5 protein-coding genes and 1 pseudogene are annotated in these 19,471 nt (G+C 47.5%); all 6 read left to right on the top strand.

Annotation, left to right across the window (positions count from 1 at the left end):
• The first annotated feature begins 934 nt into the window (after positions 1-934).
• Positions 935-3,058, top strand: a complete 2,124-nt coding sequence (locus QL234_RS25890; protein ID WP_281560656.1) for a type I secretion system permease/ATPase — start codon at positions 935-937, stop codon at positions 3,056-3,058.
• Positions 3,058-4,443, top strand: a complete 1,386-nt coding sequence (locus QL234_RS25885) for an HlyD family type I secretion periplasmic adaptor subunit (RefSeq protein ID WP_281560655.1) — start codon at positions 3,058-3,060, stop codon at positions 4,441-4,443. Before QL234_RS25890 ends, QL234_RS25885 begins: the two co-directional genes overlap by 1 nt.
• Positions 4,443-6,662 (top strand): type I secretion system permease/ATPase, encoded by a 2,220-nt coding sequence (locus QL234_RS25880; RefSeq protein ID WP_281560654.1) that lies wholly within the window; start codon positions 4,443-4,445, stop codon positions 6,660-6,662. Before QL234_RS25885 ends, QL234_RS25880 begins: the two co-directional genes overlap by 1 nt.
• 23 nt (positions 6,663-6,685) lie before the next feature.
• Complete coding sequence (locus QL234_RS25875; RefSeq protein WP_281560653.1) at positions 6,686-17,722, top strand: C80 family cysteine peptidase; 11,037 nt, start codon at positions 6,686-6,688, stop codon at positions 17,720-17,722.
• 849 nt (positions 17,723-18,571) lie between these two features.
• Positions 18,572-19,264: a hypothetical protein gene (locus tag QL234_RS25870; RefSeq protein ID WP_281560652.1), complete on the top strand. Its 693-nt coding sequence runs from the start codon at positions 18,572-18,574 to the stop codon at positions 19,262-19,264.
• Positions 19,251-19,445 (top strand): annotated as a pseudogene (locus QL234_RS25865) (transposase); the annotation flags it as partial. The gene QL234_RS25870 and the pseudogene QL234_RS25865, both read left to right, overlap by 14 nt.
• Positions 19,446-19,471 lie beyond the last annotated feature (26 nt).

The raw sequence follows: 19,471 nt of genomic DNA, 5'->3' as shown, positions 1-19,471 counted from the left end.
ACTCACACCTTCCTTATCAGAATCTTTAAGCATTTGATTTTATCGCAACTGGTCGCCCGGATATTTAATATGTACACGCCAGGTTGAATTCAAGTTATTTAATGGGTAAACCATGACTTCTTGCTGGTAGCGCAATATTCATCAGCTTGGTAATTGTCAGTTAGCCTTTATAAGTTTCTGCACTTGTCCCTGATATTTGTCATTGTGCATTGTAATAGTGAAAGCCTGCCATCACTTGTTGGCGGCCAGCCCAGGTTTTTATCAGTGATATCATTGTGATCATTTACTGTTTAGCTACAGACGAAAATAATACAGGTTTCCTATGCTATAGGATAACGGGATCGCCCTGTTCCCGAGTGCTTCTATTGCATAGCGTAAAGTCTTTATAGTCCTGATGTTTTTATCTTGACGACGACAGCAACACAATCACTTAAAACGATTATTTAAAATAATAATATTATCCGTGATACCGAAAAATGGCTCAGAAGTATAAAAACGGTTTTTTCCCTTAAGTTGCAAACCATGCCTTTCCCCCGGCCTAGCATAATCGCACAATAAAAACAGGGAAAAGCCAATATAACAAGTGGTGGTCCCACCTCTTACCAAGAAAGTAAACCTGCATATATTTTGAATATAAATTCATTGTACTGAATAGGCACCTTGCCGGCCACCTGGAAAAGTTCAATACCATTTAGCTGCCAAACCTAGCTCAAAAACAGAATTCCCTATCATAAATACCTGTGGCTTTCTACCCCCTAGTAAGACGAAAAAAGAAAAATAAAGATCTCTGAAAAAGATTTGAGAGTAATAAATAAACAGATCTCACTTTTATCATGAATAATCGATGCTCTTTTTAGCGGTACCTAAAAGTACCGTCTTGAAATTACGTCAATGCAGAATTTGACGGTAGCAGTTTTTAAGCGTGGTAAAGTGAATGTCTACATTGAATAGATATACAGAAAATGAAATTGAATCAGCATTCAGCTGTTTGACTTTATTGATGCAATTACATTCAGTTCCGGTGACTGAATACAATATCAGTGAAAATACCCGGTTATCTTTTAAGGTTCAGTTAAAACATTTCAGTAGTGCCCAAAAGATTTCCGCCAAGCTCAGCAAGCTGACACAAAAAAAACTGAGTAAAGACGACCTGCCTTTGGTGTATCGTGATAAGTCCGGCAAATTTGCACTCCTGGTTAAATTATCTCAGGAGCATGCCTTAGTGCAATTCACCGACAAGCCAACCCCGAGTCAGCTTTCCCTGGAGGCACTGCAGCAAAGCTGGGGCGGTGAGGTCATTACCCTGGCCGGACCGGCGATGCGCTTTGATGTCAGCTGGTTCATTCCTGAATTCATTCGCCATCGTAAGCTTTTCAGCCAGGTGATCCTGTTTTCCCTGATGTTGCAGCTGCTGGCCCTGATCACGCCGCTCTTTTTTCAGGTGGTCATGGATAAAGTACTGGTGCATCAGGCGCTGGCTACCCTGGATGTGCTGGTGATGGTGCTGATTGCCGTCGGCATTTTCGAAGTGGTACTCAAGGGGCTTAGGGAATATATCTTTGTCCATACCTCCAGCCGGATTGATATCGGCCTGGGCATAAAGCTCTTTCGCCATCTGCTGGGCTTGCCGTTAACCTATTTTAAGCAGCGACAGATCGGCGCCATCATTACCCGGGTGCAGGAGCTGGACAGTATCCGTGATTTTCTCACCGGCTCTATGCTGACCCTGACCGTTGATGTGGTATTTACCTTGGTTTTTTTTGCGGTGATGTACTGGTTGTCTCCCTTGCTAACCTTACTGGTATTGGCGACCTTACCTTTGTATTTCCTGGTGGCTAAGTACAGTACCAAACCGCTGCAGGAGAAAATCGAACGCCAGTTTCAAACCTCAGCCGCCAACAGTGCCTTTTTAAATGAAACCGTCAGCAGCAGCGAAACCTTAAAAAGCCTGGCGATAGAGCCAAAAATGCAGCGCCGCTGGGAAGCGCAAACCCAGGAGATGGTTCAGGCCGGTTTTAATACCCAGGTGATTAATAACCAGATTTCACAAACCGTGACCTTATTGCAAAAGCTGACCTCCGTCGGGGTGATCTGGATAGGGGCCAATATGGTGATGTCGCTGGAAATGACCATAGGTCAGCTGATTGCCTTTAACATGATGGTCTCCCATGTATTGCAGCCCATCGCCAAGCTGATTGATTTGTGGCAGCAATTTGTCCAGACCCGGGTGGCGGTGGACAAACTTGGCGACATGCTGAATTTGCCGGTGGAGCAGGAGCAGGGCAAGCGGGTGCCGGAGGTACCGCTGCGCGGCGATATCCATTTTCATAACCTGGGTTTTAGTTATCAAGCCGATGGCAGTGAGCCGGTTATTCAGTACTTAAATCTGACGGTACATCCCGGGGAAAGCATAGGTATCGTGGGTCCGTCGGGCTCGGGCAAGTCGACCCTGACCCGGTTATTAATGAAACTCTATACCCCGCAGCAGGGAATAATCCTGCTTGACGGCATGCCGATGGACAATCTTGATCCGCACTACCTGCGCAGTCAAATCGGCGTGGTGCTACAGGAAAACTACCTGTACAACCGCAGTGTGCGCGACAACATTGCCTTAAAAAGCCCGACTGCCAGCTTAGATGAAGTCATCAAAATGGCGAAACTGGCGGGGGCCCATGACTTCATCCTGCGCTTGCCGCTGGGTTACGACACCTTACTTTCTGAAGGGGGCGAATCCCTGTCCGGCGGCCAGCGCCAGCGTATCGCCATTGCCCGGGCACTGATGGGCAACCCGAAACTCTTGATTCTCGATGAAGCCACCAGTGCCCTGGACGACGAATCCCAGTCGCTGATACAGGCGAACATGAGTGAAATCTGCCGTGGCCGCACCGTGATCACCGTTGCTCATCGTTTGAGCACAGTCAAACATTGCGACCGCATCATCACGCTTGAGCGCGGACAAATCACGGAAACGGGTAACCACCAAGAATTACTGGCTTTAGGCGGTACTTATGCCCGCCTGTGGCAGCTGCAACTGGATCTAAACGAGGAGGCAGCCTGATGCTGTTAACACATCTTAAGACCGCCCGTCAGGCGTTGAAGAGTCAGTGCAACGAGCCGGCAAAAATGACCTTAAGCCAACGGGAATATGAATTTCAGCCGGGTTACCTGGAAATTGTCGAACGCCCGCCCGCGCCCTGGACCAAGCGATTAGCAACAGGTATTACCTGCTTGTTGCTTGCTATCTTAGCCTGGTCGGTTATCGGCCGGCTGGACATTCATGCCCAGGCCAGCGGTAAACTCATCGTCAGCAGCAACTCGAAAGTAGTGCAGGCGGCAGAGCCGGGAGAGATCACCACCATCAATGTTGCCGACGGCCAGCAGGTCAAAGCCGGTGAAGTCTTGATCAGCCTGAATCCGGTGGGGGTGCAGGCGGAGATACGGGAGCTGCAGGAGCAATTTACCTTTCAGCAACTGGAAAGTGCCCGCTTACAGGCCTTGCTCACACAAACACCGTTAGAGAACTTTATTGCACCAGACAGCGCCAGCGGGCAGCAGGTCAGCACGGCCCGTGCCTTTTTAACTAGCGAGTGGCGGGATATCAGCACCCAGCTGGACAATTATGCCAGCCAGCTCAAGGTCAACGAGGCCGACCGCCAGGCAAGACAAAACGAGCTCAATGAACTGGAAAAGCTGCAAAGCAATGCCCAGCGGCGCCTTGAAGCCAGTAAAACCCTGGCGGACGTCAAACAGTTTGCCTTGATGGAGCTGCTGCAGCTGGAAAGCGAGCTGCTGGAAGTGCGCCGCCTGTCGTCGGAAAAACAGGGAGAATTTGATGTGCTTGCCGCCCAGGTCAAGAGCCTGGAAAACCAGCGGGATAACTTTATCGCCAAAACCCGCCGGGAAAACCTGGAAAAGTTGAGCCAGTCACAGGGCACCCTGGCAGTGCTGAAACAAAAACTGGTACAGGCCCGGGAAAAATACCGTCAGCACAACCTTATCGCCCCGGTGGACGGCGTGGTACAGCAGCTGGCGGTACACACCTTAGGCGGCGTGGTCCAGGCGGCGCAGCAGTTGATGGTGATTGTGCCGGATGAAGTGCCGCTGGAGGCGGAAGTTATGGTGCTTAATAAGGACGTGGGGTTTGTATATGCCGGCCAGGGCGTGGAAATTAAAATCGATGCGTTTCCCTATACCCGCTACGGCACCATCAAGGGGGAGGTGGCGCATATTTCCCGCGATGCCGTGGAAAATGAGCAGTTAGGTCTGGTGTTCCCGGCAAAAGTGTTGATTAACAGCAGTACTATCCTGGTGGACGACAAGCAGGTGCCGTTGCAGGCGGGCATGAGCATTAACGGTGAGATCCGCACCGGTGACCGCCGGGTGATTGATTACTTGCTCAGTCCCATTCAGCAATATCAGTCTGAAGCCATGGGAGAGCGCTAATGAGTACCTTAACCTCAACTTATTTACAAAATGAGCAAAATAACAGCCCTGAGCAAGAAATTAGTCCTGAGCAAGAAGTTCGCCATGAGCAAGAGAGTCGCCACGGGTCAAGGGTTAGCACCGGCGATGAACAAAAGCTGGCACTGGACGCCCTGGTATATGCCGCACAAAGTTTTGAAATCAAAGCAGAAGCCGCACAGCTGGCCCATCGCCTTGGCAGCGAACGCCTGGGGGAGTTTGACTTAAGCCGTTGTGCAAAATGGATTGGCCTGCGGGCCCGGAGTGAATTTTGCGATCTGGCCAGGCTGGAACGTTTGCCTTTACCGGCGTTAATCAAGACCCGGCATGGCTGGCAAACCCTGTTGGAAATCAACGGCGATGAAGTCAGGTTATACGCCCCGGATATCAAAGACGAGTGCATTGTCTCTATGGCAACACTCAATGATATCTGGCAATGGCAGGTGCTGCTACTGGCGCAGCCGAGGCAGGCAGAGCGTCAGCGTAAATTTGGTCTTACCTGGTTTATCCCGTCAATTACCAAACATGCGGCGCAGTTTAAAGGCGTGATTATTGTCTCCTTGCTGTTACAGCTTATTCCTTTGGTATCGCCGCTGCTGTTTGAAAACGTGATTGATAAAGTGCTGGTAAGCCGCAGCCTGTCGAGCCTGCAGGTGCTGGGCATTGCCATGCTGGCGCTGGCCATTACCGAGCCTTTATTCGCCTTTATCCGCTCCTGGCTGTTTACCAATTTGGCCAGCAAGGTCAACAGTGAATTGTCCAGCCGTTTGTTTGAGCATTTGGTGGCATTGCCGCTGAGTTATTTCCAGCAGCGCCAGAGCGGTGAAATCATCGCCCGGGTGCGGGAAATGGGGCAAATCCGCCAGTTCCTTACCGGCTCTGCCTTAACCATGATATTAGATTTGGCCTTTATCGGCTTGTTTATCGCGGTGATGTTTGCCTACAGCGCCACCCTGACGTACCTGGTGCTGGGGTCGCTGGTCGTTTACTTCCTGTTCTGGCTGGCGGTGGGGCCGATATTACGCGCCAAAGTCACCAAGGAATATGAGCTGGGGGCAGAGAATACTGCGTTTTTAACCGAGGCGGTCACCGGGGTAGAAACCATTAAAACTACCGCCACTGAAGGGCGCTTCCAGCAGCAGTGGCAACGTCAGCTGGCGGATTATGTCCGGGCACTCTTCGGTGCCCGTGTGGTAGGGATTTTTGCCGGGCAGGGCATTGGCCTGGTACAGAAAATCACCTCGGCATTGCTGCTGTGGTGGGGGGTAACGCTTGTGATGGAAGGGGAGCTCACCCCGGGTGCTCTGGTGGCCTTTAATATGCTTTCCGGCCATGTGACCCAGCCGATTTTACGCCTGGCCCAGCTGTGGCAGGACTTTCAGCATACCCTGATTTCCCTGAGACGCATCGGCGATATTCTCGATCATGACACCGAAAGCGGCAGCCAGGGCATGGCATCAATCCCGACCCTGCAAGGCAGCGTCAGCTTTCAGGGAGTGCGTTTTCGCTACAGCGCCGACGGCCAGGAAGCCCTGCAAAATCTTAACCTGGATATTAAACCCGGTGAGTTTATCGGTATTACCGGCCCGTCCGGCTCGGGCAAGTCTACCTTAACCCGACTGCTGCAACGCCTGTATGTGCCGCAACACGGCCAGGTATTGGTTGACGGCATTGATTTGGCGATTGCCGATCCGGTGGCGCTGCGCCGCAACATGAGCGTGGTGTTGCAGGAAAGCCGCCTTTATAACGGCACCATCAGCGAAAACATCAAAATCTGTGTGCCCGAGGCGACAGACGAACAAATTATCGAAGCGGCCACCTTGTGTGGCGCCCACAACTTTATTGCCGAATTGCCCCAGGGATATCAAACCCAGGTGGGGGAGCGGGGTGCGCGCCTGTCCGGCGGTCAGCGTCAGCGCATCGCCCTGGCCCGGGCGTTGTTAACCAACCCGGGGATTTTATTGCTCGATGAAGCCACCAGTGCCCTCGATTATGAATCGGAAGCGGCGGTGATGAGCAATATGCAGGCAATAACAAAGGGAAGAACCGTAATAAGCATAGCGCACAGGTTAAACACCCTGCGCCATGCAGACAGAATTCTGGTGATGGACAAAGGCCAGATTATCGAACAGGGAAGCCATGAAGCATTGCTGGCACAACAAGGCTTATACGCCAAGTTATGGCAGCAGGAAGCATCTTAGACAAATGAATAAGGCAGGAAAAAATGATAAATGATGAAATCATAGTAACTGGTGAAGGACAGTCGGATACTGAAACAGATAACCGACAAAGCGAATCCGTTGGCCAAGCTCAGGAAAGATCTGCACTTGAAACATTTTTAAGTGAATTTAACTGGGATGAAGTGAAAGTTGCAGCACAAACCGTTATAGGGTTTGAACAAGGGGAAGCTGCAGCCATTGTTGATACGCTAAATAGCGCGGGCTTTGATGATAATGACGGGGCTTCTGTTGGTAATAGAAACTTTCGCGTCAAATATTATTCGGATCATATGGGCGATACCGGAAAGCCGGTGGAAGAGTTTTTTCGTGCTTTAGCAAAAGATAACGGCAAAGGCGAAAGCTTTGTCACAGAAGCATTGGCAACTAAGACATCTGCAGCACACCCGATTGCATTCGGGGATTATCAAAATGGTATCGTCAGGTTCAATGTGGACCATCCCAACCTTTTGTTGGACGGTAAGCTTGATACCGTACTGATAAAGTCAACTTTTGTGCATGAAGCGATGCACCTTTTATCTGCAGACAGGAAGGGCTTTAGAACCCAGAGTGATGGAGCATTCAACTGGGATGAAGCTTTTACCGACTTTATCGCTGAAAAAGTTTCCAAGCAAATGTTCGGTGATGATTTTGCTTATAGAACAAATTATTACACGGGCGGCAGTAATGCACGTCCGTTAAGAGATCAGTTTTCCCACTTCTTTTCTGAGCAGGGAATACAGAAGATCCAAAACGCCTACTTTAGCAATGCTGATGCTTTATCCTCCTGGCTAACATCTGAGCCGGATCTCAGCGATTTTACCGAGGCAGGTAGAGAGGCATTTAACAGCTTATCAGCACAACAGCAACTTACCAATCAAGCTTGGTTGGACAATGTTGTTGTAGCTTATGAAGATCCGATCCCCAAGGGGATATCGAGCAAAGCAGAAGCGGCGGCTAATGGCTTAAGTTTAAAAGCCACCCAGTTAAATACGGCGTTGGCTGCTTATGGCTTCTCCGGGGTGTTAACCAAGGACGCCTTGTCCAGAGTGGGAACTATCGTTTATGGCAAAGAAACCCGGGAAGATTATGAGGCGCTGTATAAGGTTATCGATGCGGATGCTGAAACCATTCCTAAGGTGTTCAGGTCCGGTGAGTTGGTCTACGTTCTTGCAGACGGTGACGATTTGCAAAGCGCCAACCGGGCATGGTCAGGCAATCAAAGTAAAGAGTATATGTCGTTAGCATTATCTGCGGTGTTAGAGCGGCAACTCAAAACAGCAGCATTGCCCGCCTGGATCGCAAAGAGCCCCGAGCGTTTGTCGCAACTGGCAACATTTTTATCATCGAAAACCTTGTCTAAAGCGGGTAGTAAGCTTGCGCCCAAACCTTTTATCAGTTCCGGCGTTGAACAACAAAAGCTAACTGATTTCGAGAGTTACTTGAGAGAGCACAACCTGGTTGCGTTTGATAGTGACAACAACATCATACCGGAATCTTTGAAAAGTTTATTAAGTCAGCCTGAGGCGCCTGCCGGCTGGGATTTGAGCACCAGGCAAACACCAGAGGCACCGGAAGGTTTAGGAGATAATCAAGGCACTAGAACCATAGATCCATTTTGGACAAACTTCGATTGGGATCAAATAAAACAGGCAGATAAAGAGACGCTCGGTTTACCTCATACCGGCAATAAACCTGTGATATACGATAATGCGCTGTTAAAAGATATTGAAAACAGCGACAGTCTCAGTGATGCTGAAAAAGTTGCCCTGTCAGGTTTTGATGATGCAGATAGCGGTTCAAGCGGTGATCGGAATTTCAGGGTGAAATATTATTCGACCCAAGGGCACGGCGAGCACCCGGAAAGAAATAATCTGTTGGCCTACCAGAAAGCGTTTGCCTACGACCAAAAGCTTGCTGTTGACCCTTCCAATAACGCACCGGCCCCCGCCTTTAGCGGTAAAGACGGTATTATTCGTATTTTCGTTGATGATCCTAGCTTTTATCGCAACGGACACCTGGATAAAGAGTTTGTCCAGTCAACACTTGCCCATGAGTCGGTACATGCCTCCTCGTCCGGCCGCCGTGCTTTTGGTCCCTTCAGTTTAGAAACCCAGAAAGCCAATTGGGATGAAATGGTGACGGATTACCTGGGAGAAAAGGTAGCCAAAGCCGTTTTTGGCGAAGACTTTGCTTTTCGTACCAATTACAACAATAAAAATGCAGTTTATAACGCGGGCTTAACGCTTAGAGGCCAGCTTGAGCGCCATTACAGTGCGGAGCAGGTCAATCAGATTGTAGAGCAATACCTGTTTGATCCTACTGCATTCGGTCAATGGTTAAATCAGCCCAGCCAGGGCAATCCTGAATTGAGCAATCAAAAATATTTAGAAAATGTGATTTCCGAAGAAGTCGATGCCACGGCAAATCACTTTCTCAAGGAAGGCAATACCATACTCAATTCTTTACCCGGCAAAATAGCCAAGGTCAATAATGTCCTGGACGCTATCGGCCTGCCGAAAATAACTGAAGCCGATTTAACCAGGCAATTGGTGGTATACGGCGTTAATACCAAACAGGCCTTTGATGCGGTATATCGGGTCGCTTATCCTCAGGCAGGAGAAGAAGCAAGCGTACCGTCGCTTTATACCGTTGATAACTATGTTTATATGTATGCGCCTGAGGGAGATAAAGTCCTGCTTTGGGGAAATAATGACAATGTCGGTGCATCGGATAAACTCATCACCACTATGGTTAAAACTGCCGTACAAAAGAGCCTTTCTACGGCAACGAATGTGCCTGACTGGCTAAAAGCCGATACGGCAAGTTTATCGCAACTGGCTAATTTACTAACGGCACAGATAGTGCCCACTTTCGGGACGAAGTCCAGATTTAAAACGGTTTTGAGACGTTTTACTCTTGAAAGCGCAGAAAGTGCCCAGTACGAAACCTTCAAGTTATATCTGACCGACAATAACCTGGTCTCGTTTAATGAAAGCGGTCAAATAGTTCCCGAATCATTAACTGGCCTGCTCAGCCGTGCCGAGGCTCCCGCCGGCTGGCAGCAAAGTGTTAGCGTTTTAAGTGCAGAGGGGGAAATTGCTTATGCCCATAACGTCATCGACAACCGGGACGTTAATACTTGGGATGCCCCGGAAGTAACACCGAGACAAGACGGCGGCAGCAGCCGCTATGATGCCCAGGTGATCGTTCAGTTGGAAAATGATCCTATTGTCAAACGTGCAGCGGCACGTCTTGCCGGCAAACATCCCGACAGCAGCGTTATAGTGCAATTAGATGCCGATGGCAACCCGAAAGTGGTTTATGGCGATATGTCGATACTCGACTCCGACGGTGTCGATAACATCCGCTGGCAGCTGGTAGGGCATGGCCGTGCAGCCGATGACGACAGCCGGACGCTGGCGGGACGCAGCGCCGCTGAACTGGCCGCTCAATTGGCGGATATTAAAGGTACATTAACACCGGGGCGTATCAGCCTGGTGGGCTGCTCTCTTGCTTCGCATTCACAGCAGGCAAATTTTGGCGAACAGCTGACACAGGAGTTGAAATGGGCCGATACCGAGATATCGGTGCGCACTTCAGAGCTGGCGGTAGATAGCGCCGGTCATAAACATGTCCAGGATGCAAACGGCGATTGGGTGCATAAAGACAGCAACAATAAGCTGGTGTTGCAATGGGATGCTCAAAACAATACGGTTGAGCGCAGCAGTGCCTACGATTATAACGGGCAGGAGTTTGCCTATGAAAGCCCGGGTGACGAGGCTGTTGACGGTGTGCTTGGGCCTAAGTTTAAAGGCAAGGGGCCTAAGCTGAAAGTTGAGCCGGTAGCGCCGCCCCCGACGGCAGCCGAATACCTGCAACAAAATAAAGAACTTTTGCACAGTAAGATGCAAGACTTGGATAATCCGGTATTTAACAGGGCAGCAGATGCACCTTCGTATGAAACCTTCCAGGCAAGAGAAGTTGCCGTGGAAAATGGTTTCAGGTTAACGAAAACCAGTGCCGATGTCTTTTTACATGCCAACCGTGTTGAAGGTTTATCCCAAGGGGGCAGTGCCGGTGATAAGATCCATATCAGTGTACAGGAAGGGGAAGTCTCCCGGGCATTTGAGCTGATCAAAGGGCTGCTCTTTTCTGCAGACAGCCCCATAGATAGCTGGAAAGTGACTGATATGTCTCGTACCGGAGCTGATTCCAGGGTAAAAGTGGGTACGCAATTTACCTTGTACATTAAAACGGATAACGAACGAAAAGAATACAGCGCCGAGGGACTGAAAAAAGTACAAACTTTTGTTAGTGAACTTGAACGTACATTAAGTGAGGGGGGGATTACGCCCGGCGTGAAACCGTCCTCCGATGTCAGTCCATCCCAGTGGCAATATGCTTCCTATCGCAACGAATTAAGCAGCGACCGGGAAGGGGGCGAGCAGCAAACACAGGCATTGCAGGCACAGCCTTTCTACCAGTTGATCACCCAAGACCCGACGGTGCTGGTTAAAGACTTTGCCCAGGATTTTGCCCGGGCAAGCATAGAAGCGGATTACTTTAACCGCTTTTACGGGGAAGGCAGCGCCGAGGTTTACCGGGAAAGCGACGGTAGTGTCAAACTGCGTATGCTTAAAATACCGGGCAAAGCGCTCGACAAGTTGACCCTGGCTGAGTTGCCGGCCAATGCCAAAGAGCTGTATTTAAATATGATCGCCGACCTTGGCGATGCCCAGCTATACCATCAGGATCTGAAACTGAGCAACGTGCTTTATGATCAGGCAAGCAATCGCTTCTGGCCGAAAGACTTTACCGGCGTTGAGGACTACAGTGATGCCGATAAACTCAGCAATTTTGATAGCGCTGCTGCGCAATTTGAGCAAAACCTGATTGATATCAGCAGGGATAATACCCCGGCAGGCGAAGTGCTGGAATCTCTGGGAGACAGCAATTTAAGCACTCAGGAAAAACTGGTGTTGCTGGATAAGGCATACGGCAAAGTGGCGATTGGCGGGATAGAAATCAGGCGGGAGCGACTGCGGAGAATGGGCGCTCAAATCGACGGTAAACTTGTCGACGCCGATACCGACTTTAGTTCGCCTTCGCTGCAGGATGATCTGACCTTTGACAGCGAACGTTTGCTCAAGCAATTGTTGAATTTGCCCGATGATGAAGCAGGCAAAAACAAGCAGGCGCTGTATATTAACCTGTTCGGCGATAAGGCGAATACGCCGTTATCCGATGCTGCCTTACTGCAGTTAATCGACAACAACCCGGGCAATCAAAGTCTGGCAACAATCGCTTTGTATCTGAAGCGTCAAACCCAGGCAGGAGTATATTCAAGTACCGAAAATGCCGAAGGCCAGCCAAGCAAAGCGAAACGTTTTATTGCCTATGCCAATACCTTGATCACCGACCTTGATGCGCCGCCGACAAACTTGGGCAGTGATCTGCGTAAATGGGTTAAAGTGCAGGATTTTGCTGAACAAACAAATAATTATGGCGCCTGGCAGGATGATCCTAGCGTCGTTAGAGAAATAGGCGGACTTTTCAAGCGCAGCAATGGCGAACTGTCGCTGGATCAAACGAAAGTGGATAACTTGTCATCGGCACAACTTAAGACGCTTAAAGTCAAGCTCGATACCTTAACCATCAATGAACTACGTACTTTAGATGAGCAAAAGGGAACACTTGAGTCCGGCATTAGCCGTGAACAGCTCTATAAAGCGGGCGCCATTATCGACGGTAAGGCGGTGCATAGCCAAAGCAACTTTAATTCGCAGCAACTGGTCTTTGACGGTGATAAGTTTGCTCATGCCTTTGCCACGGCAGATACCGTTGGCAAAGCCAGATATCTGGATTTGCTTAACCGCTCCGCCAACCAGCAAGGAATGACAGCCGAAAGTCTGATCACCGGTGAGGGGGCATTAGTTGACAGCGTCAAGCTTTCGATGGCTGAACTGGCAAACAGCGACAGCTGGAATGACGGCAAGCTGAAAATAGGCGCCTTTGATGATATTTCTGCTGGTATCGACACGGCCGTTGCCGCTAAATCCTCAAGCCTTAATGCTGCCGGGGCCGCGGCCGGCAACACCTTAAGCGTGATCGACAAATATGGCAAAGCCAGTGGTTTCTGGTCACTGTTCAAGTCAATCGGTACAGATGATCAGAAAGGCATTGAAAGCAGTGCCGGCGGCCTGGCCAATACCTTTGGCAGTGAGGCCATTGAAAAATTAAGCCAAAAAGTCGGTGCACGTATTGCCCGTTCCGCTACCGCATCATTAAAAAGTATCGGCGGCAGAATCGCCAGTGGTGTCGGTAAGGTGCTGGGTAAGGGGGCCGGTGTTATCGGTGCGCTGGCCAGTGTGCCTTTTGATGTTTATTACGGCATTGTTGAACCGTTGAAAGGGTTCGAAGATAAAAAAGGCCTGGAACGCCAGGATGCTATTTATTCCATTACCACTTCGGCTATTTCAATAACGGCAGCGACAGTTTTTGCCGGGCTGACCTTAGTCGCCGGACCGGTTGGCGCCATCGCCGGTGCCGTATTTGCCGTTGTTATGGTGGGGGTTGATGCCATTTATTCCGCGGTGCGCAAAGTACAGGCAATAGAAGAAATTATTCCTCTGACTGCCGGGCAAAGAGCTGAAATAGGCACCCGGGCATTTTTTGGCGACACTACGCCTCAGAATATTCAGGAAGATGTGCTTCAGGCACAATATTCTTCTAAGTATCAAGAGCTGTTAAAAAGCAGCGCTGATAACCTGTTGGCCGGTGTCAGTGACAATTTTAGCGCCGTTATCTATGAAGAAACCGAGGTCAAGGTACAAAAATTTGCCGAAGGTTACTTAGATATAGGCGGCACATACCAAGATGCCTGGGAAGGCGGTGAAATCGATCATGAGCATATACATATCAACACTGCACAATATGAAGGAGGTGGCTGGACATTAAACAGCAACCGCCAATATGCTGAAATATATGCAGACTATCATAATGCCAATTTTGATTACTCCGCCGGTCTGGGCTCAAGCGATCATTTAAAACAAGTGGGCAGTGTACAGTCAGATAAAGGTGTGCTTTTTAATCTGGCTAACGGCAATGATACCGGCATAGGGCTTAAGGCCAATGCCAATATGTTTATGCTGGAAACGGGCAATAAGAATATTACCGGCGGTGATAAACAAGATATCTTTGTGCTTAATGCCAGTGCTCCATTAACTGGGGCCGATGGACGGTTATTTGATGAGGCCAGGGCAACACATGCGGCGTTATTTAGCTCGTACCGTTATGACTTGGATGGCGGCGACGGTATCGACAGCCTGCAACTTAATACAGATTTTTCTGATACGGATTATTTGGGATACAAGGTAGATTTAACGGCAGAAACTATCGCCCTTAAACATAAAAATGGTACTGAAACCAATATCGGTACAGTTGCCAATATGGAAAACCTGCTCCAGGGGATTGCTGCGACTGACTTTAAATCTCAACACCATTTTATTGGCGATGAAAACAATAACCTATTAACCGGCAAAGGCAAGGACACCCTTGAAGGAGGGGCCGGTGCTGACTCTTACCGCATTGGCGAATTGGAAAACGGTGACAAGGTTACGATTATCGAGGCCGCCGCTCAGGATGAGATCGAAGGCAATTCCGTAGAAGTTAACGATGTTTTGCTTGGCACTCAGTTTACTGATTTAGATAACTGGCAAATTGTCGGCAATGATTTGATTATCAGCCTTAAAAAGGGCGGTCAGATCCAGGTTAAGGATATGTATGAGCTCAATGCGCAGGGAGAACGTGTCAGGCTCAACAAGTTGTTGCGTTTTTCTACGACCGACGGCTTCATGTTATCGGCGCAATTGCCGCAAACGATCAGCGGCAATGGCAATGTCGATGATTTCAAGCTTTCCACTATCTATAACGCAGCCATGGACCAGCAAAGGATTAATGGCTCAAATCAGGGGGTAGAAATTGATCTGGCGGCGCGCAGCATTAGCCGTAAAGGTGACGGAGCGGGACTGACGCAGTTGGAAAACAACCAGCAGATCAGTTACCAGGGAAGCCAGAGCAAGACCAAATACTGGTTTGATGCCGCTGCTAAAGATATCAGTGTTCGCATGGATGTTGATTTCCGTTTTCATGATTCGGATTCAATATATGGTCATGGCAATCAACGGGTGGTGACCTTTAATGACTTCAAACTGGTTTTTGTCATCGACAAAGGCAATGGCCAGAAAGAAGAAGTCAAACTTGATATCGGCTCATTTATCGAGGATAAGTCTGAACAATGGGATTATGACTTCCATGAAAGAAAGCATTCTCTAACCTTAAATGTCGAAGGACAAGAGCAAAAAGCGGTATATGATGCTTTACGTTTTTATACCAATGACGGTTACGAAGTTAATTTCGGTACTGAATTGGGCAATATTATGCGCCGCTTCGAAGTTTTCTCGGATGGCGGTTATATGGATGCAAGATCTCCGATGTCGACGACGATTTATTCTGATTTGTCACAGGCCGGCGGTTTAGTTACCACCGAGCATACCGGTTTTTCAGTGCCAAAACCTATCGTGCTTTCGGAGCGATATGAACTTGCTGCCCAGGGCACGGAACTAAATGATAATATCATAGGCGACAGTAAAGATAATATTCTGGTTGCCCAGGGTAACGATACCTTAACAGGGCGTGCCGGAGCCGATATCTATGTCGCAGCCAGCGCTGGCATCACCGTTATCGATAATCAGGATACCAGTACGACGCCTGAAAATGATGCCATAGTGGTCGATGCCGGTATGGAAGAAATTGATATGTGGCGCGATGAGCATGATCTGGTGTTACGTTACCGTAACAGCCAGGGTGAAAAAGTTGTGGTACAAATACGCAATTATTATCAACAAGACAGCCAGGGAAATTACCCCAATGCTCACCTTTATCTGGTGGACAATGAAGGGGGCTCTATGCATTTCTCTTACGATAAAGAAAAAGATATCCTGGTTAAAGCCCTGGTTGGCGGCGATGTGACGGAAAAATCTGCGGCAACATTCCAGGGAGATATTCTCATTGCCGGTGATGAAACCAACACCTTAATAGGAGGCAATGGCCACGACTGGTTGCAGCTGGATGCCAACTCAGGTAAGCAAGTAGACTCACCTTTGATGCTAAGAGGCAACGCCGGGGATGATATGTATGACCTGAGCCAACTTGGTGAGCAGGAAGTCATTATAGACAACCGTGATGACGACCGGGGCATTGATACCGTAGCAATCACATTAGATCCCGCAACTGGCGAGCAGGGACTCAGCTTTAACCGTGACAACCAGGATCTGGTGGTTAACTTTCAATCGGATACAGGTAAAGCAGGTAAATTTACGCTGGCTGACTATTTTCTTTCTGAAAATTATCAGCACATAAAACTGGTGGTGCTTAATAATCTGCCAACGGATGATTCTGCTGGTTTCTCCGGTCTGTCTGCTGAAGCATTCAGGGCAAAAGCTTATGCTGCTCCGCTTGCTTTAGAAAGCCAAAACAGTATTAGTGCAGATGCGCTGCTTGATAGTATTACCAACTTTCACAATCCCTTTGAAGACGTGCAATCAACCGATGTTACGATAAAAATTGGCGGTGCTGAAAGTGGTGAATTAACGACTACCATGCATATCAGCCTGATGGCAGGAGATCGTACACTGAACAAAATTAGTTTACCTCAAGCCCTTAGCCAAGGTTATCCCAGTGCAGACAGCATTGCGCTAGCCATTAATAATGCAATGCCGGGCGGCATTACTTTTGCCGATGCCTCATTGCGTAATGAAAGCTTAAGTGCTTTTGTTAAAGGGCTCTTAAATGATCCCAGCAAGCGCACCATTCCCAATAGATGGTTTATCGACGGTACTACAGCAGCAATTGCTCCTGTTGATAGCAGTGCAGTGGCCTGGGGGAGTGAATTTGTTCAGAGCAACTCTGAAAGTATTGCCGCACAAGGAGGCACTGTTGTTAAAGTACTTGGTAATGAGTTTTCTGCTGCCAAGCAATACCGGCTTGAAGTCTCTACCGAAGGAGACATTACCGGGCTTAGTTTGTCCTTGTTTGCCGGTGATACTTTGCTGAAAACCGTCGCTCAAGCCAATACGCTTGCTATTAATCCTAATGAGCTTAGTTATGAGCAGCTAAGTGCCGCCCTGAATCAGGGAATGCGCTTGGAAATCAGTAACAGTGGTGACACTGAAGTATCGCTAGCCAATATCACTTTGGACGCCAAAGCGATTAACGCTCATATCTCTTATACCACCAGCCGCCGGGAGATTATTTCCGGGCAAGTACTAGATGCACAGGCCTGGGAAAATATGAGTAAAAAGGAGCAGGATGACTACATAGCTGTTGGCCAAGCGGCAAATGAAAAACCAGGCAATGGTACGGTTTTCGACTTAGGTTGGGGAGCGATTGAATCAAACATTAATGGTGTTAACACCTATAACGATAATTTTGAAGGGTTTGGCAATGTTCAGGGGACTATATTAGACGATTACATCGAAGGAGCTGGATACGAAACTTCTAAAAACACCCTGGATGGCCGCGCCGGTGATGATGTTATAAGAGGTTTTGCCGGCACTAATGTATTGATCGGTGGCACAGGCAATGATGTTATGGATGGTGGCGCCGGAAATACGACATATCATTACACCAAAGGTGATGGTGTTGACGTGATCAGGGATAGCGGTGGTGAAAACACTCTCATTTTAGATGGCTTTGATACCGATGATATCTGGTTGACGAAACAGCAAGATGATAGCTTGCTTATTGAGTTTGGCGACTCACAGAATGGCGCTGACTGGCAAAATGGTGCCAATGGCAGTATTACTGTTCACGGTAATATTGACGAAGTCAGCTTAGGTGAGCACAGCTTAAGTTCAGCAAATATCAACTTACTTGTACAAGCCATGGCAGGTAGTGATATTGGCGATCTGGATGGTGTTTCCGGTAACGGTCAGACAGTGAAGCAACAATTAGATACCCTGTGGATGCCTAAGGCCAGCTAATGGTGTTAACTTATAATAAGTATAAATAACAAAGTATTATTCGTATTTTTGGCATATAAGGATACGAATAAACTTTAGAGTTACTTATTGCTTTAATAAAAACCGTAAAGGAAGATTTCTTTACGGTTTTTTTATTTGTATGACGCAATGGTGCATAAATAATTGGATATCAAAAGGTTCATCTCTGTTTGTCTATTGCTTTAGGCATATTAAATACCTCTCATCCAATGTTTTCGATAATTTGGATTATCGGAAATACTGAGAAGCTGTAGTTTTAAAGTGTTACGGAATTCAATCCACAATCAATTTAATTTGGAAGTTTTACGCTATAGAACAAATCAGGTTTTGCTTATTCTATATAGGTAATTTCGACACACTAATGTTTATCTTAAAATTTTCAAACCTAATGAAGTTGGTAATTACGGATCTCGTTACTACTAATACTATTTTTCTTAAGGGTTTCGGCAACTGCAAGGCAACATTATTTAAATCTGAACTCATCATTTAAGTAAGTTGAGCTTTTTTTAAGGGATATAGGGTAAAGTTCCGCAATTAAAGATGTATTTAAGTTAAAAGGTACCTTGAAAAACGCCGCCCCTAATTACAGGTAAATATTTCTCACCAGGTTTTAACTTATCCTCTGATAATATTTGCTTTGTTGTCTTAAAATAAAAGCTTAATCAATTGAGCTTATCCAGTTGTTCCATGGCTGTAATTCTACATTTCTCATCTATATCTATAATGAGTTCGGGAAATATTCCTATACATTGGTCCCATAACTAGTCAGAATTAATGATAAAACTGATGGTTAGATATAAAAGCCAGTAAAATCTGAAATAGGGATTTTTCATGAAAACCAAAACATTCCCGATTAACCAATTGATTGAACAGATTCACCAATCATACGACTTTGACAATATAAAAGAGCCCCCTGCACGCATATACAAAATACCAACACTGTCAGCATATGCAGTTCAATCTTCGCATATTGAAGGTGCCCCTACTGATATTGAAGAAGCATCCGTAGGTGTGCAACATTCAATAGAGGGTGATCTATTACGTTGGTATGGTGATTGCTGGATGGGCTTAGATTGGAGAATGAGTCAACCCCATCTACGCATTACTTATATAGGAATTAAGGATTATGAAAATCTATTTCCATATGTACAACCAGAACCATTAAAACAGCGTTTGGCAGAAATGTTTGAAGAAGCTGACAAAGCTTTTGAAAATGAATTATGGCTAAGCTTTACGACGATCGCAGGAGGTGTATGTGAAGGAATTTTATCTTCAGTATTAAGAGCTGGTAAGGGGCTTAATTTTTCACAACTTATTAATAGAGCAAAAGAAAATAGCATTATTACAGAACAACAAGCCAGTACTTTGGACGACGTTAGAAAGTTGAGAAACATTATTCATCCTAATCGATATAATGAACCTAACATTTCTCGTCCTGTTGCAATGGAACTACGAATTCTAATAGATGAACTTATGAGGGTAGACTGGGAAGCTAAATTAAAAGGGGAAAATCCAGCCGGGTAAGCCACAGCAGAATGCCTATATTGAGCGTCATAACCGTATCATTCGCTATAGCTGGGTGAGTAAACATTTATTTGAAACGCTTGAAGAAGTTCAAGACTATGTAACCAAGTGGCTTTGGTTTTACAATAACGAAAGGCCACATAAAGCCAATAATGGCAGGCCACCGTTGATGGCGGCCTAACTTCTACTTTTAACTTCAGTTAAAAA

Source organism: Thalassomonas sp. RHCl1, from assembly GCF_947387555.1.
In the GTDB taxonomy this organism is placed as follows: Bacteria; Pseudomonadota; Gammaproteobacteria; order Enterobacterales; family Alteromonadaceae; genus Thalassomonas.
The sequence above is the reverse complement of the archived record's forward strand: the minus strand, read 5'-3'. Positions and strand labels throughout refer to the sequence as shown.

Coding starts and splice junctions, on each gene's coding strand:
- QL234_RS25890 (WP_281560656.1), top strand. CDS start 935: ATGTCTACATTGAATAGATATACAGAAAATGAAATTGAATCAGCATTC.
- QL234_RS25885 (WP_281560655.1), top strand. CDS start 3,058: ATGCTGTTAACACATCTTAAGACCGCCCGTCAGGCGTTGAAGAGTCAG.
- QL234_RS25880 (WP_281560654.1), top strand. CDS start 4,443: ATGAGTACCTTAACCTCAACTTATTTACAAAATGAGCAAAATAACAGC.
- QL234_RS25875 (WP_281560653.1), top strand. CDS start 6,686: ATGATAAATGATGAAATCATAGTAACTGGTGAAGGACAGTCGGATACT.
- QL234_RS25870 (WP_281560652.1), top strand. CDS start 18,572: ATGAAAACCAAAACATTCCCGATTAACCAATTGATTGAACAGATTCAC.